This window comes from Pseudomonas sp. MTM4, from assembly GCF_019355055.1.
Lineage (GTDB): Bacteria > Pseudomonadota > Gammaproteobacteria > Pseudomonadales > Pseudomonadaceae > Stutzerimonas.
In genome coordinates this window covers 4,488,810-4,503,716 of sequence record NZ_CP048411.1, presented here as the reverse complement: position 1 = coordinate 4,503,716, position 14,907 = coordinate 4,488,810, and the positions used below count along the sequence as shown (strand labels likewise).

The following is a 14,907-nucleotide window of genomic DNA, read 5'->3' as shown; positions in this document are numbered from 1 at the left end:
GCATCCAACAAACGCGGCAGGTGCGCCCCGATTCTTTGAGAAGCCTCGCTTGAGATCGTGCCTCCAACTGGGCACTGAGAAGAATCGCACCCCCGCGATACACTACCCCGCATGACCCTGCATCTCTCCATCGAACTGGAACAGACCGAACTCTGGCTGCTTGCCGACAAGGCTATCTACTGGCCGGAACAGCGCGCGCTGCTGATCGCCGATATCCACTTTGGCAAGGCCGCCGCGTATCGACGCCTCGGTCAGCCGGTGCCGCACGGCACTACTCAGGCCAATCTGCAGCGACTGGATGCGCTACTGGCCCGCTATCGGTGCGAGCAGCTGATTTTCCTGGGCGACTTTCTTCACGCACCGGAATCGCAGACGCCAGCCACCCTCGGGCAACTGCATGCATGGCGCGACAAGCACCCAGCGCTCGCCATCACCTTGATCCGTGGCAACCATGACCGCCGCGCCGGCGATCCGCCTGCCACCCTCGGCATGACCGTGGTTCCCGAACCCCTGCTACTCGGCCCGTTCGCCCTGCAACACGAACCCGACCCGCACCCCACCCATCACGTGCTGGCCGGCCATCTGCATCCGGCGTTCCGCCTCAACGGGCGCGGACGCCAGTCGTTGCGCCTGCCCTGCTACTGCATCGGCGAGCGGGTGAGTCTGCTGCCGGCCTTCGGCAGCTTCACCGGCATGATGGAGGTCGACGCCGACCCGGGCCGGCGTCTGTTCGTGGTTGGGGATGACTGTGTGTGGCGGGTGGCTTGAGCCCGGGATTCAGGCCTCGGAAATACCGGTCACGGTAATACCGAAGCGTTCGGCCAAGCGTGTGGCGGGTGTCTCCTCGATATCCGGATCATGCTCATAGGCGTCTTCCTCACCGGCATAATCCTGTTCCGCCTTGCGGGTAACCAGTTCTACGGCCTCGTCGATGTCCGGCTGATGCTCGGATTCGGTACGGAGGATGGAGGTATTGCCGTCTTTGCTGTACGCGATGATCCAGGTCGTCATGAATGCCCCCTTTATTCGTAGCGCCTTCGGCATTGCTCGCCGAAATGGGCGTTGCTTTGTTTAGAGCCTAGCCCTTCGTGTTCAGTTCTGCCGCTCATGCTTGTTCGGACGACCTGCCGAACGGTCTGAACAGGGCAATCGAGCGCCGGTCATCGATAGATAGTCGGAGACGAAACCATGATTCGATCACGCTCAAGAACTACAGAAATGACCGAAGAGCAACTCGTCGAGTTGCTGCGCCAGCACGCGATCCCGCTACTGGCGATCGACGATCAGGCGTTCGCAGACCCCTTCGATCGATTCGCCGATGCCCGAGTGGTATTGATCGGCGAGGCCAGTCACGGCACGTCGGAGTTTTACCGTGCCCGAGCGGCCATTACCCGACGGCTGGTCGAGCGTCACGGTTTCACCATCATCGCTGCCGAAGCGGACTGGCCGGATGCGGCGAAAATCGACCGCTACGTGCGCCATCTGCAGCCGCCGACCTGGGTCGAGGAAGGCTTCAAGCGCTTCCCGACCTGGATGTGGCGCAACCAAGAAGTCGCTGATTTCGCCCGTTGGCTGCGTGGCCACAACGAGGCCCTGGCGCCCAAACAACGGGTCGAGTTTCGTGGCCTTGACGTCTACAGCCTCGGCTCTTCGATCCGTGAAGTGCTCGACTACCTCGATCGCGTCGACCCGCAGGCCGCCAGCGCCGCGCGGGATCGCTACGGTTGCCTCAGCCCTTGGCACGAAGAGCCAGCGATCTACGGTCACAACGTCATGCTTGGCCAGCCGTCCTGTGAAGACGCGGTGGTAGAGCAATTGAGCGCGCTGCTCGATCAACGTCTGGAATACCTGGAAAAGGACGGCGGCAGCTTCTTCAATGCCGAGCAGAATGCCCGCGTCGTGCTCGCGGCGGAACAGTACTACCGGGCCATGTATCAAGGTTCGGTGAACTCCTGGAATCTGCGTGACCGGCATATGTTCGACACCCTACGCGCGCTGCTGGACCACCGCGGCGATGACGCCAAGGCCATCGTCTGGGCGCACAACTCGCATATCGGCAACGCCGCGGCGACCTCGATGGGCTGGGGCGGTGAGTTCAATATCGGCGAGCTGTGCCGTACCGCTTTCGGTAGCGATGCAGTACTGATCGGCATGGCCACGGACCGTGGCGAGGTGGCGGCGGCGGACAACTGGGACGAGCCGATGCAGATCAAGCAGGTTCGCCCGTCTCGTCCGGACAGCTGGGAGCAATTGTTTCTGCGTACCGGCATCGCTGCGTCGCTGACCAACTGGCGCGACAACGCGCAACTACGCCAGACGCTGGCCAAACCGCGTCTGGAACGGGCTATCGGCGTCATCTACCGCCCGGCTACCGAGCGGCAGAGTCATTATTTCCAGGCCATACTGTCGGAACAGTTCGACGCTTTGATCTGGCTGGAACAGACCCATGCGGTGACGCCGATAGGCCCGCAACAGATCGACGACGAAATCGTTCCGGATACCTACCCGTTCGGAGAGTGAGTCATGCGTGCGTTCATTCCTGATTCCTATCTGTTTCGCGACCGTGCCCATGCCGGCCAGGAGCTGGCCGAGGCCCTGCAACACCTGGCCGACGCGAACCCGGTGGTACTTGCGTTGCCGCGTGGCGGCGTGCCCGTTGCTTTCGAAGTGGCACGCCGCCTCAAGGCGCGTCTCGACCTGGTGCTGGTGCGCAAGATCGGCGCACCGGGCAACGAAGAGCTGGCGCTCGGCGCGGTGATCGATGGCGCCGAGCCGAAATGGGTCATCAATCAGGAGTTGTTCAACCAGATCGCACCGCCACCGAACTGGTTCGATGACGAAATGGAACGTCAGCTGGCCGAGCTGGAACGGCGTCGGCAACGCTATTGCGGTGGACGGCCCGCCCCGCTATTGGGCGGTCGTTGCGTCATCGTGATCGATGACGGCGTCGCAACGGGTGCGACTGTGAGAGCCGCATTGAAGGGATTGAAACAGGCGAATCCCAGCCGGATCGTGCTCGCAATTCCGGTGGGTCCGCGCGAGGAAGTCGAAATGCTGAAAACGGAGGTCGACGAGCTGGTGTGCCTGGCCATGCCCGAGCCGTTCATTGGTGTAGGACGTCACTATGGTGATTTCACGCAGACCAATGACGAGCAGGTCATCGGCCTGCTCGCCCAAGCTCAGGATTTTGCGGATGCACCCTAGCCGGCGCTGACCACCTCAGGCCACTGGCGCGGGGGGCGGCTGGTCTGGAATGGTTGGCTCACCGGGTTCGCTCGGCAGATCCGGCACGCCGGGCTCTTCCGGATCACCCGGTACACCGTTGGCCTGCCAGCTGAGCGTGTCGTCCAATTCGAATATGTTTTCCATGTCGCTGTCCTCCTGCTGTAACCGGAACGTCCGGATGCTTCTACAGCAGTAGAGGCTTTGCGGCTGGCAGAAATCCATCCTTCTGTCGGGCTGGCAATAACCGGTCGCGGTACGTCATTCAGCAGCGCGTTACCACATCAAATCGTCAGGAATCTGGTAGGCGGCGTATGGATCGTCCGCATCCGGCGCTTCAGTCTGGGTGTTGAGCTGCACGATGCGGCGCGGATCGCGCTCCTGAATCTTCAGCGCCGCTTCGCGCGGGATTACCTCGTAGCCGCCGCCATGACGGACGATGGCCAGCGAGCCGCTGGATAGCTTGTCGCGCATCAGCTTGTTCACCGACAGGCGCTTGACCTTCTTGTCGTCGACGAAGTTGTAGTAATCCTCGGTCGTCAGCTTGGGCAGGCGGCTGGTTTCGATCAGCTGCTTGATTTGCGCGGTGCGCGCCTTCTGCTCGGCCTTTTGCTGCTGCTGGCGGTTCAGTTCCTGGTCGCGCGCCTGTTTCTCGGCTTGAGCCTTGAGTGCCGCCTCACGCTGGGAATTGTCCTGTTCGGCCTGGCCTTTCTTTACCAGGCGCTGCTGTTTCTGCTGTTGCTTGCCGGCCTGCTTGGCCTGTTTCTCATTGACCAGCCCGGCTTTGAGCAGCTGGTCGCGAAGGGAAAGACTCATGTGTCGGCTCGTTTAGTCGTGAAGTTCAAATTAGACGTAAAGGTGGATTTACTGGATCCACCGAGCGGAGGTTCGTGGCGTAGACAACATCCGTGATTACGCTCCGGCTATCAACCGCAGCTTGATGCCTGCTCGGCTTTTTTGGCCTCGCCCCAAAGCGCATCCAGCTCTTGCAGGTCGCAATTCTCGATGGGCCGACCGGTATCCCGCAAGGCTTGCTCGATGAACCGAAAGCGCCGTTCGAATTTGCGATTGGCGGCGCGCAAGGCGTTTTCCGGATCTACCTTCAGATGACGCGCCAGATTGACCGTGACGAACAGCAGGTCGCCAATTTCCTCGGCGATGGCTTCTGGATCGTTCTCGCTCATGGCTTCGAGCACTTCGTCCAATTCCTCACGCACCTTGTCCACCACCGGCAAGGCATCGGGCCAGTCGAAACCAACCTGAGCAGCGCGCTTTTGCAGCTTGGCGGCACGGCTCAAGGCGGGTAGCGCGCTGGGCACGTCATCGAGCAGTGAAAGCTGCTCCGGCGCGGCCGCTTTCTCGGCGCGCTCCTCGGCCTTGATTTCTTCCCAGCGCTGCTTGATCGCCGCCTCATCGAGCCGTGGCAACTCGGGGGAGCCATAGAGGTCACCGTCGGGAAACACATGAGGATGGCGGCGGATCAGCTTGCGGGTAATGGCATCGACCACCGTGGCGAACTCGAACCGCTCCTCCTCCTTCCCCAACTGGCTGTAGTAGACGACCTGAAACAGCAGATCGCCCAGTTCGCCGGGCAGATGATCGAAATCGCCGCTCTCGATGGCATCGGCCACCTCATAAGCTTCTTCGAGCGTGTGCGGCACGATGCTGGCGTAATCCTGCTGCAGGTCCCAGGGGCAACCGTGTTGCGGATCACGCAGGCGGGCCATCAGATGCAGGAGATCGGGGAGTTGGTACATGGTGTCCTCAAAAAGACTTGGCTTTTCACCGGTTGGTCAGCACCGAGCGTCGCGAGCGAAAAGCTGGCTAGGCGAAGGCCTACCGAAAAAGCGGAGTTGGCGTCTGCCAATGGGCATTTTTCGGTAGGCCTTCAACAACGCCAGATCGAGCGCAGCAGCTCGGAACGGATCAGGAGGCTCTTTGGCGCTTCGCCTCGATAATATTCGGCAGCTGCGATACCCGTCCCAGCAACCGCCCCAGCGCACCCAGCCCCGGAATTTCTATGGTCAGTGTCATCAGCGCCGTGCTGTCTTCCTTGTTCGAACGGGTGTTGACCGCCAGTACGTTGATGCGCTCGTTCAGCAGCACCTGCGAGACATCGCGCAGCAGGCCGGCGCGGTCGTAGGCGCGAATGATGATGTCCACCGGGTAGGTTTTCTCCGGGATCGGGCCCCAGCTGACCTGGATGATCCGCTCCGGCTCGCGCCCGGACAGCTGCAGCACCGAGGCGCAATCCTGACGGTGAATGCTGACCCCCCGACCGACCGTGATGTAGCCGACGATGGGGTCGCCCGGCAGCGGCTGGCAGCAGCCGGCCATCTGCGTCAGCAAGTTGCCGACGCCCTGGATCTGCACGTCGCCACGCTTGCCGGGCTTGGTGCTGGCGGGACGGCGTGGGATCAGCTCGAGCTGATCGGCGGCGTGGCCATCCGGCTCCACCAGTTGCTGCGCGTGATTGACCAACTGAGCCAGGCGCAGATCGCCGGCGCCGAGCGCAGCGAACATGTCTTCGGCGCTCTTCAGATTGGCCTTCTCTGCCACCTTGTCGAAATCCACCGGCGGCAGGTCGAGGCGGCCCAGTTCACGCTCCAGCAGCGCCTTGCCCGCGGCGACGTTCTGGTCGCGAGCTTGGAGTTTGAACCAATGGACGATCTTCGCCCGCGAGCGCGAGGTGGTGATATAGCCCAGGTTGGGGTTCAGCCAGTCGCGGCTTGGCGAGCCGTGCTTGCTGGTAATGATTTCCACCTGCTCGCCGGTCTGCAGGCTGTAGTTGAGCGGCACGATGCGCCCGTTGATCTTGGCGCCGCGGCAGTTGTGGCCAATTTCGGTGTGTACGCGATAGGCGAAATCCAACGGCGTGGCACCCTTGGGCAGGTCGATGGCATGACCGTCCGGCGTGAAGACATAGACCCGGTCCGGCTCGATATCCACGCGCAACTGATCGGCCAGACCGCCGATATCGCCCAGTTCCTCATGCCATTCGAGTACCTGCCGCAGCCAGGCGATCTTTTCTTCGTAGTGGTTGGAGCTGGAATTGACGTCCGTGCCCTTGTAGCGCCAGTGGGCGCAAACCCCCAATTCCGCCTCCTCGTGCATGGCGACGGTACGGATCTGCACTTCCAGCACCTTGCCCTCCGGGCCGAGTACCGCGGTGTGCAGTGAGCGGTAGCCGTTCTCCTTGGGGTTCGCAATGTAGTCGTCGAACTCCTTAGGAATGTGTCGCCACAGCGTATGCACGATGCCGAGCGCGGTGTAGCAGTCACGAATTTCTGGTACCAGCACCCGCACGGCACGAACGTCGTAGATCTGGCTGAATTGCAGGCCCTTCTTCTGCATCTTCCGCCAGATGGAATAGATGTGTTTGGCGCGGCCATCGATTTCCGGATTGATACCGGCGGCGTTCAGTTCGTCCTGCAACTGCTGAACCACGTTATCGATGTACTGCTCGCGATCCAGGCGGCGCTCATGCAGCAACTGGGCGATCTGCTTGTACTGCTCGGGCTCGAGATAACGGAAGGACAGGTCCTCCAGCTCCCATTTGATATGTCCGATGCCCAGGCGATGCGCCAGCGGAGCATAGATGTCGAACACTTCGCGAGCGACACGATGGCGCTTGTCATCGTCGGCATTCTTCACCGCGCGGATGGCGCAGGTCCGCTCGGCCAGTTTGATCAGCGCGACGCGCACGTCGTCGACCATGGCCACCAGCATCTTGCGCAGGTTTTCCACCTGGGTCTGAGTGCCGAGTACCAGCGACTCGCGCGGGTTGAGGCTGGCGCTGATAGCGGCCATACGCAGCACGCCCTCGATCAGCTTGGCCACCACCGGGCCGAACTGCTGATGCACCTCCGCCAGCTGAATCTTGCCTTCACGCACGCCGCGGTAGATCACCGCGGCCACCAGGCTGTCCTGATCGAGCTTGAGATCGGCAAGTATCTCTGCGATTTCCAGACCGGTCAGGTAACTGGAGGTGCCTTCGCTCCACAGATTCTGTGCCGCATTGGCCTGCTGCTCCGCCGCTCGAGCGAATTCGCAGGCCTGCTTGAGTGCGTCGCGGTCGAGTGCCGGGTCCAACCCGAGCACATGATCGAGCCAGCCTTCGAGGTTGATGCTGCCGTCGGTGTTGATCGGCTGAAGCGCTCTGACCTGGACCATCTATTACCTTCCCTCTACGCAGTATTTGCGTCGAATACGCCGACTTTCTGGGAGTCGGTCGGTTGAACCACAGGCCGTTTGCCTGTCAAAAATCTGCTGCTATGCCGAACGCTCGAAGAGCGCCATGGCCTCGACGTGCGCCGTTTGCGGAAACATGTCCAGCACGCCGGCTCGCTTGAGCTGATAGCCCTGGCGAACCAGCTCGGCGGCATCGCGTGCCAGCGTCGCAGGGTTGCACGAAACATAAACCACGCGCCGCGCGCCTAAAGTCGTCATTTGCCGAACGATCTCGAACGCGCCGTCACGCGGCGGGTCCAGCAACACGGCCGAGAAACCTTCTTTGGCCCACTGCGCTTCGACAAGCGGCTTCGACAGGTCCGCCTGATAAAAGTGCGCATTGACCAGACCGTTGTGCGCCGCATTGGTGCGAGCGCGCTCGACCATCTCTTCGACGCCTTCCACCGCCACCACCTGCGCGCCCTCACGTGCCAGCGGCAAGGCGAAGTTGCCCAGTCCGCAGAACAGATCCAGCACCCGCTCACCCGCTTCCGGCGCCAGCCATTCCAACGCCTGCGCCACCATCGCCTCGTTCACCGGCGCGTTGACCTGAACGAAATCGCCCGGCCGCCAGGCCAACTCCAGATTCCAGGCCGGCAATCGGTAGCCCAACGCATACGTATGTTCCAGCGGCTGCGGCTGGCCTTCGCCCTGCAACCAGAGCTGCACGCCATGTGCTTGGGCAAAAGCCGACAGCCGCTGCAGATCGGCCTCGACCAACGCTACGGTATGACGCACCAGCACCGCTTCGGCGGTACCGCTAAACATCTCCACGTGACCGATCGCCTGCGGTTTATCCAGCTCATGTAACACCGCCAGCAACGCCGGCAGCATTGACTGCAAAGGCTGTACCAGCACGTGGCATTCACGAATGGAAACGATGTCCTGACTGGCGCTGGCGCGAAAGCCAACGTCCAGTCGTCTGGCCTTGTTGTCCCAGCGCACCGCCAGCCGGGCGCGGCGACGATAGCTGAATTCGGGCCCGCTCAGCGGTGTCGCCCAGACCTGAGGTTCGATGCCGGCCAGCCGCGACAGCTGCTCGGCGAGACTGCGCTGCTTGAGTTCGAGCTGATCAGTCGCGCCCAGGTGTTGCAGGTTGCAGCCACCGCAAACCCGTGCATGAGGGCACGGTTCTAAGCGACGGCGGGAGCTGGCGCTCAGCACCCGCTCGGTACGGGCTTCGACTATCTGACTGCGCGCCGCCAACACACGCCCCTCGACCTCTTCGTCGGGCAAGGCGCCTTCGACGAACCAGGTGCGGCCGTCAACGAAGCCAATACCGCGGCCGTCGTTGGCCAGGCGCTGAATATTCAGCCGCTGCTTCTTGCCGGTCGGGATCTGTGGCTTCTTCTCGCCACCACTGGGCTGGAAGCGCAAGCCTCCGCTGCGTTTGGCCATCAGAGAACACCGCTCCGAGCGCGCACGAACCGATCAGTTAGGCTGGTCATAAACGCCCGTCGACAGGTAGCGGTCGCCACGGTCACAGATGATCGCGACAATTACCGCGTTCTCGACTTCCTGCGACAGACGCAGCGCAGCCGCTACCGCACCACCAGAGGACACGCCGCAGAAGATGCCCTCTTCGCGGGCCAGGCGCCGCATGACGTCTTCAGCCTCCGCCTGGGACATGTCGACGACACGGTCGACGCGCTCGGCCTGATAAATCTTCGGCAGGTACTCTTGCGGCCAGCGGCGAATACCGGGGATTGCCGCGCCTTCCATGGGCTGCAGTCCGATGATCTGGACGGCCTGGTTCTGCTCCTTCAGGTAGCGCGACACGCCCATGATGGTGCCGGTCGTGCCCATGGAACTGACGAAATGGGTGATGCCGCCGCCGGTCTGCTGCCAGAGTTCCGGGCCGGTGCTGCTGTAGTGCGCTTCGGGGTTGTCGCCATTGGCGAACTGATCGAGCACCTTGCCGCGGCCCTCGGCGGCCATCTTCACTGCCAGGTCGCGGGCACCTTCCATGCCCTCTTCCTTGCTCACCAGAATAAGCTCGGCGCCGTAGGCGGTCATCGCCGCCTTGCGCTCGGCGCTGGAGTTGTCCGGCATGATCAGGATGAACTTGTAACCCTTGATCGCCGCCGCCATGGCCAGGGCGATGCCGGTATTGCCGGAGGTGGCTTCGATCAGGGTATCGCCGGGTTTAATATCACCGCGCGCTTCGGCGCGCGCAATCATCGACAATGCGGGGCGATCTTTCACCGAGCCCGCCGGATTGTTGCCTTCGAGCTTGACCAGAATGGTGTTGGTGGTTTCGCCGGGCAGCCGCTGCAGGCGAACCAGGGGGGTGTTGCCGACGCAATCGGCAATGGTCGGGTACTGAATTGTCATGGCGTCGATGAACCGAGCGGCATTTGGAAGGCGCACATGATACCGACAACCACCGGACACGGGCAGACCGCCCGGCTTGGCCAGCGCATACCGCAATGCGCGAAACGCAGCGATCAAGCTTGGCAGATAGTTGTCAGTGGTCTAGCTCTATACCTATCGCGCTTCCTTAAGGAACTCACTCATGCCCGTCGGACCTGCCGCACTGGTCTTCACCTTTTTACTCGCCAGCCTGACTGCCTGTTCCAGCCCGGACGGCTCATCCAGCCAGACGCCACCTGCACCCGAAGGCGCCAGCGGCTACACCGCCAAACCCGGTTGGGCCACCGAACGCTTTGCCGTGGCCGCTGCCAACCCGCTAGCGACCGAGGCGGGCTACCAGATTCTCAAGGCGGGAGGCAGCGCGATGGATGCTGCAGTGACCGTGCAGATGGTACTGACGCTGGTCGAGCCGCAATCCAGCGGCATCGGTGGCGGCGCCTTTCTGCTGCATTGGGATGGCGAGAACGTGATCGCGCTGGACGGTCGCGAGACCGCACCGGCTGCTGTCGACGAAGCGCTGTTCTTGAAGCCCGATGGCACACCCATGGATTTTCAGCAGGCGGTCGTTGGGGGCCGCTCGGTGGGCGTGCCGGGCATCGTGAAAATGCTCGAGCAGGCACACCAGCAATACGGCAAGTTGCCCTGGCGAGAGTTGCTGCAACCGGCCATCCGGCTCGCCGAGGACGGTTTCGAAATCAGCCCGCGACTGCACCGTTTGCTTGAGAGCGACCCGGCGCTTCGCGACAACCCGCCCGCCGCCGCCTTCTACTACCAGCCGGACGGCTCGCCCTGGCCCGTTGGGCATCGCCTGCGCAACCCGGCGCTCGCCGAGCTGCTGAGCAATATCGCCGAGAACGGCAGCGATGCCTTCTATCGCGGCGCCAACGCCCAGGCGCTGGTGCGCCAGGTGAACGAGCATCAGAACGCCGGAGCAATGACCCTGAGTGACCTGGAGGTCTACGAACCGCGCCAACGCGATCCGCTGTGCAACCTCTGGCAGCAGCGCTATCAGGTGTGTGGCTTTCCACCGCCGTCATCCGGGCATATCACCCAGATGCAGATCCTCGGGATTCTGGAGCAATTTTCGCCGCTGCCGGCGCTGGACCAGGGCGTGCCTTCGGCGGAGTTCCTGCACCAGTACACCGAAGCCGCGCGCCTGGCCTACGCGGATCGCGCCAAATACATCGCCGACCCCGATTTCGCTCCGGTACCGGGGCGGACGTGGAACAGCATGCTCGCGCCCAAGTACCTCAAACAGCGCGCCGAACTGATCGGCACGCGCAGCATGGGGACTGCGCAAGCAGGCGAACCGGGAGCGGTGCCCGTCTCGTTCGCGCCTCAGCCCGAGCAGCCGGAATACGGCACCAGCCACATCAGCATCGTCGACGACCAGGGCAATGCGCTGGCGATGACCACCAGCATCGAGCAGGCCTTCGGCTCACGTCTGCTCAATGACGGCGGCACCGGCCTGCCCGGCGGCTATCTGCTGAACAACGAACTCACCGACTTCGCGTTCGAGCCGCGGGATTCCCAGGGCAAGCCGGTAGCCAACCGCGTCGAGCCGAACAAGCGCCCTCGTTCGAGCATGAGTCCGACGCTGGTGTTCGATGCCGCAGGCGACCGTGTGCTCGCCAGCGTCGGTTCGCCTGGCGGTGCGGCCATCATTCACTTCACGGCGAAAACCCTGCTGGGCATGTATGGCTGGGGCCTGGATGCGCAACGGGCGATCGACCTGCCAAACTTCGGCAGCTTCAACGGCCCGACCGTACTCGAAGCCGGACGCTTCCCGGCCAGCACGGTGGAGTCATTGGAAGCACGCGGCCATGAGGTCAATGAGACAGAGATGACCAGCGGCCTGCAGGCCATCCAGCGCACCGACAGCGGCTGGTTCGGCGGCGCCGATCCGCGGCGTGAAGGTGTGGTGATGGGCGAGTGAGGGCTGACAACGCGCGTGTCGTGGCTTGGGGGGCAGGCCTGCGGCCTGCTTCGCCGCGAGGGCGCGCCTCCTACAGAGGGTCAGTGCGTGCCTGCCGCTTTTGTGGGAGGGGCGAATGATCTCGAGCAGGCAGCAAGCCTTGGTCTGTAGACGTTGGATTGATCGGGGCACCCGCCGGACCTTCGCGCAGGTCCACGCCCTGCATTCGCCGCGAGGGCGCGCCTCCTACAGCGGCTCGGTGCGCGCACCTGCTGCTTTTGTGGGAGGCCCGACCTCGGGGCGAATGGGCCTAAGTGAACGGCATTGCGCTAGACAACTCGGGCAGCGTGCTCCAGCCGCTCGATGGCGCTGTCCAGTTCATCCAGCGCATGCGCGGCGCTTGGGTGGTTCTGTTTCAGCAGCGTCTCGCTGCGCTCGCAGGCCGCGCGTAATTGGGGCACCCCGCAATAACGCGTGGCGCCGTGCAATCGGTGTACGCGGTCGATCATCGCCTGTCGGTCGTTCACGTCACGTGCCGTCCTGATTGCCCGGCGGTCGTCGTCCAGCGATGCCAACAGCATGCTCATCATGTCGGCCGCCAGATCGGCCTTGCCGGCCGCCAGACGCAAGCCTTCCTCGGCATCCAGAACCTTCAGGTTGTTATCCGCTACCGCCATATCGGCTGGCGCGGCGAGAAAACTGCGCGACAGCGGCAAGCCGGTCCACTTCAATATCACCTGAGCCAGCTGGCGTTCGCTGATGGGCTTGGTCAGGTAATCGTCCAGGCCGCTCTGCAGGAGCGAACGCTTTTCGTTGGATAGCGCATGGGCGGTCAGCGCGATGATCGGCATCGGCGGCTGGCCGCTGTCCTCCTCCCACCGGCGAATCGCCTCGGTGGTCTGGCGCCCATCCATGCCGGGCATCTGCACGTCCATGAACACCAGATCGAACGGCTGACGTTTGACCACTTCGAGCGCTTCCTGGCCACTGCTGACCGCCTCGGCCTCACCGCCCATGTCGGTCAGCAGGGTTTCGAGTAACAACAGATTGGCCGGGTTGTCATCGACGCAGAGCACGCGCGGCGGACGTGTTTCGGGCATCGCCAAGCTCTCGACCAATGGCTGTTGCGGACGCAGCAGATCGAGCAGGACCCGCTGCAGCTTGCGCGTGCAGGACGGTTTGCTTTGCAGCTGGGTATGCGTATGGGATTCGGGCAGGGCTTCGTGATACTGCGCCTGTTCGCTGGTCGGGCAGAGCACGATGCATTTGCAGCCCAGCCCTTCGAATTCCCACAACCGCTGGCAGAGTTGCTGAGGCGCGATCTCGCGATGAGTCACGCCAAGCACGGCGATTCCGATGGGCGTTTCACTCGTTTGCGCAGCAGCCACCGCCGCTTGAAGCTGGTCCAGGGAATCGAACGGCAACACGTCCAGGCCGCAGCTTTCCAGTTGATGCTGCAAGGCTTGACGTGCCAGTGGGTGCTGCTCCAGCACGCCGATCTTGCGGCCCAGCAGCGCGGCGCGAGGCAAATCTTCGATGTCGTCGCGGGCCTTGGGCAGGCTCAGGCTGATCCAGAATTCGGAGCCCTCCTCCGGAATGCTATCGACCCCGATTTCCCCACCCATCTGCTCGATCAGACGCTTGGAGATCACCAGCCCGAGGCCGGTGCCGCCCGGTTGGCGCGAGAGCGAGTTATCCGCCTGGCTGAAGGCCTGAAACAGCGCGCGCAGGTCCTGATCGGTCAGGCCGATACCGGTGTCCTGCACGCTGATGCGCAGCTGCGCGCGATCGGAGCGCTCGTCCTCGACCATAGCGCGTACGACGACGGTGCCTTCGTTGGTGAATTTGATGGCGTTGCTGACCAGATTGGTCAGCACCTGCTTGAGCCGCAGCGGATCGCCCACCAGCGACAGCGGCGTGTCGCGATAGACCAGGCTGACCAGCTCCAGCTGCTTGGCATGTGCCGCCGGGCCGAGGATGGTCAGAGTGTCTTCGATCAGGTCGCGCAGGTTGAACGGAACACTGTCGAGCACCAGCTTGCCGGCCTCGATCTTCGAGAAATCGAGGATCTCGTTGATGATGCCCAGCAAGCTGTCGGCGGACTTCTCGATAGTCGACAGGTAGTCCTGCTGACGCGGGGTAAGGTCGCTTTTCTGCAGCAGGTGGGTGAAGCCGAGGATGCCGTTGAGCGGCGTGCGGATCTCGTGGCTCATGTTGGCCAGGAATTCGGACTTGATCCGGCTGGCCTCCAGCGCCTCTTTACGCGCTAGGTCCAGTTCGATGTTCTGGATTTCGATGGTTTCGAGGTTTTGCTGCACGTCCTCGGTGGCCTGGTCGATGCTCTGCTGCAACTCTTCGCGGGCGCTGAACAGTGCCTCGGCCATGCGGTTGATGCCCGCCGCGACCTCGTCCATTTCGTGACTGCCGAGAGCAGGCAGCCGAGTCTCCAGATAACCGTCCTTGAGCTGCGCCACGGCCACCTTGACCTTGTGCAGCGGCTTGCTGATCGCGGTGCTCATGCGCAGCGCCAGCAGCGCGGTGATGATCAGCCCCGCGCCAATCAACAGCAGACTGGTGAACAGGCTGCGATAACCGCGTAGCAAGGTGCCCTGGTGCGACAGTTCGAGCTCCAGCCAACCGATCTGACGGAGGTCGTTGCTGGGATTGTCTTCAGCGAGATTCAGATGTTTACCGAGGACCGGCAGGAGAATGCGCGTGGTGTCGATGCTGCTGACCTGGGTCAGGGCCTCGGGGTCGGTCGGTGGTGATGGGGTGACCATGTTAGGCCCGGCGTGGGCCAGCAGGTTGCGCTCGGTATCGAGGATCGATACGGCGCGGACGTCGGGCTGGTCCAGGACCTGATTGAGGATCCGCTGCAGCCGCTTGCCATATCCCTGCGCCATGGCCGGCGCTGCCAGTGGCGCCAGCTGCCGGGCGATGAGCTGCCCGCGCTCGTCGAGCTGGTGGCGCATTTCCGACAGCTGCATCAAGGTGAAGTAGACGCCAAGCGCAACGGCTAGCACCGTGCTAGGCAGCAGTATCAGCGCCAGCACACGACTCTTGATTCCCAGGTCTCTCAGCACGGTTCCATCCCCTCTATCGCAAGGCCGCTAGTGTAGCGGCTCGCCGTAAGGGAATCTGCCTACCAGAGCCGTCTGGCGACGGAG

12 protein-coding genes are annotated in these 14,907 nt (G+C 62.9%); 4 read left to right on the top strand and 8 right to left on the bottom strand.

Annotated elements, in window-relative coordinates:
* Positions 1-111: 111 nt before the first annotated feature.
* On the top strand, positions 112-768 hold the full coding sequence (gene pdeM / locus GYM54_RS20780; protein ID WP_181102790.1) for a ligase-associated DNA damage response endonuclease PdeM: 657 nt from the start codon (positions 112-114) through the stop codon (positions 766-768).
* A gap of 9 nt (positions 769-777) precedes the next feature.
* Here pdeM and GYM54_RS20775 read toward each other — a convergent pair whose 3' ends face one another.
* Positions 778-1,011 (bottom strand): hypothetical protein, encoded by a 234-nt coding sequence (locus GYM54_RS20775; RefSeq protein ID WP_131648167.1) that lies wholly within the window; start codon positions 1,009-1,011, stop codon positions 778-780.
* A gap of 177 nt (positions 1,012-1,188) precedes the next feature.
* Here GYM54_RS20775 and GYM54_RS20770 point away from each other — a divergent pair, with 177 nt between their 5' ends.
* Together GYM54_RS20770 and GYM54_RS20765 are read left to right on the top strand one after the other, a co-directional pair.
* Positions 1,189-2,520: an erythromycin esterase family protein gene (locus GYM54_RS20770; protein WP_181102793.1), complete on the top strand. Its 1,332-nt coding sequence runs from the start codon at positions 1,189-1,191 to the stop codon at positions 2,518-2,520.
* Positions 2,521-2,523: 3 nt separating this feature from the next.
* Entirely contained in the window at positions 2,524-3,204 is a 681-nt protein-coding gene (locus GYM54_RS20765; RefSeq protein ID WP_181102795.1) for a phosphoribosyltransferase, read from the top strand.
* Positions 3,205-3,219: 15 nt separating this feature from the next.
* Here GYM54_RS20765 and GYM54_RS20760 read toward each other — a convergent pair whose 3' ends face one another.
* From GYM54_RS20760 to cysM, 6 genes are all read right to left on the bottom strand, one after another.
* On the bottom strand, positions 3,220-3,369 hold the full coding sequence (locus tag GYM54_RS20760) for a hypothetical protein (RefSeq protein ID WP_165914190.1): 150 nt from the start codon (positions 3,367-3,369) through the stop codon (positions 3,220-3,222).
* Between the two features lie 129 nt (positions 3,370-3,498).
* Positions 3,499-4,038 carry a DUF2058 domain-containing protein gene (locus GYM54_RS20755; RefSeq protein ID WP_131648164.1) on the bottom strand — a complete coding sequence of 180 codons (540 nt, stop codon included), beginning with the start codon at positions 4,036-4,038 and terminating at the stop codon, positions 3,499-3,501.
* A gap of 110 nt (positions 4,039-4,148) precedes the next feature.
* A complete protein-coding gene (gene mazG, locus GYM54_RS20750; RefSeq protein ID WP_181102797.1) occupies positions 4,149-4,979 on the bottom strand; it encodes a nucleoside triphosphate pyrophosphohydrolase in 831 nt (276 codons plus the stop codon).
* A 169-nt stretch (positions 4,980-5,148) separates the two neighbouring features.
* Entirely contained in the window at positions 5,149-7,395 is a 2,247-nt protein-coding gene (relA, locus tag GYM54_RS20745; protein WP_131648162.1) for a GTP diphosphokinase, read from the bottom strand.
* Positions 7,396-7,494: 99 nt separating this feature from the next.
* Complete coding sequence (rlmD, locus tag GYM54_RS20740) at positions 7,495-8,850, bottom strand: 23S rRNA (uracil(1939)-C(5))-methyltransferase RlmD (protein ID WP_181102805.1); 1,356 nt, start codon at positions 8,848-8,850, stop codon at positions 7,495-7,497.
* Between the two features lie 33 nt (positions 8,851-8,883).
* On the bottom strand, positions 8,884-9,786 hold the full coding sequence (gene cysM / locus GYM54_RS20735; protein ID WP_181102807.1) for a cysteine synthase CysM: 903 nt from the start codon (positions 9,784-9,786) through the stop codon (positions 8,884-8,886).
* 181 nt (positions 9,787-9,967) lie between these two features.
* Between cysM and ggt the strand changes: the two genes are divergently transcribed.
* Positions 9,968-11,761 (top strand): gamma-glutamyltransferase, encoded by a 1,794-nt coding sequence (ggt, locus tag GYM54_RS20730; protein ID WP_197444513.1) that lies wholly within the window; start codon positions 9,968-9,970, stop codon positions 11,759-11,761.
* A 308-nt stretch (positions 11,762-12,069) separates the two neighbouring features.
* Here the strand turns inward: ggt and GYM54_RS20725 are convergent, their stop codons facing one another.
* A complete protein-coding gene (locus tag GYM54_RS20725; protein WP_197444512.1) occupies positions 12,070-14,823 on the bottom strand; it encodes a response regulator in 2,754 nt (917 codons plus the stop codon).
* Positions 14,824-14,907: the final 84 nt, after the last annotated feature.

Coding starts and splice junctions, on each gene's coding strand:
- pdeM (WP_181102790.1), top strand. CDS start 112: ATGACCCTGCATCTCTCCATCGAACTGGAACAGACCGAACTCTGGCTG.
- cysM (WP_181102807.1), bottom strand. CDS start 9,786: ATGACAATTCAGTACCCGACCATTGCCGATTGCGTCGGCAACACCCCC.
- mazG (WP_181102797.1), bottom strand. CDS start 4,979: ATGTACCAACTCCCCGATCTCCTGCATCTGATGGCCCGCCTGCGTGAT.
- GYM54_RS20770 (WP_181102793.1), top strand. CDS start 1,189: ATGATTCGATCACGCTCAAGAACTACAGAAATGACCGAAGAGCAACTC.
- GYM54_RS20755 (WP_131648164.1), bottom strand. CDS start 4,038: ATGAGTCTTTCCCTTCGCGACCAGCTGCTCAAAGCCGGGCTGGTCAAT.
- GYM54_RS20765 (WP_181102795.1), top strand. CDS start 2,524: ATGCGTGCGTTCATTCCTGATTCCTATCTGTTTCGCGACCGTGCCCAT.
- rlmD (WP_181102805.1), bottom strand. CDS start 8,850: ATGGCCAAACGCAGCGGAGGCTTGCGCTTCCAGCCCAGTGGTGGCGAG.
- GYM54_RS20760 (WP_165914190.1), bottom strand. CDS start 3,369: ATGGAAAACATATTCGAATTGGACGACACGCTCAGCTGGCAGGCCAAC.
- GYM54_RS20775 (WP_131648167.1), bottom strand. CDS start 1,011: ATGACGACCTGGATCATCGCGTACAGCAAAGACGGCAATACCTCCATC.
- relA (WP_131648162.1), bottom strand. CDS start 7,395: ATGGTCCAGGTCAGAGCGCTTCAGCCGATCAACACCGACGGCAGCATC.
- ggt (WP_197444513.1), top strand. CDS start 9,968: ATGCCCGTCGGACCTGCCGCACTGGTCTTCACCTTTTTACTCGCCAGC.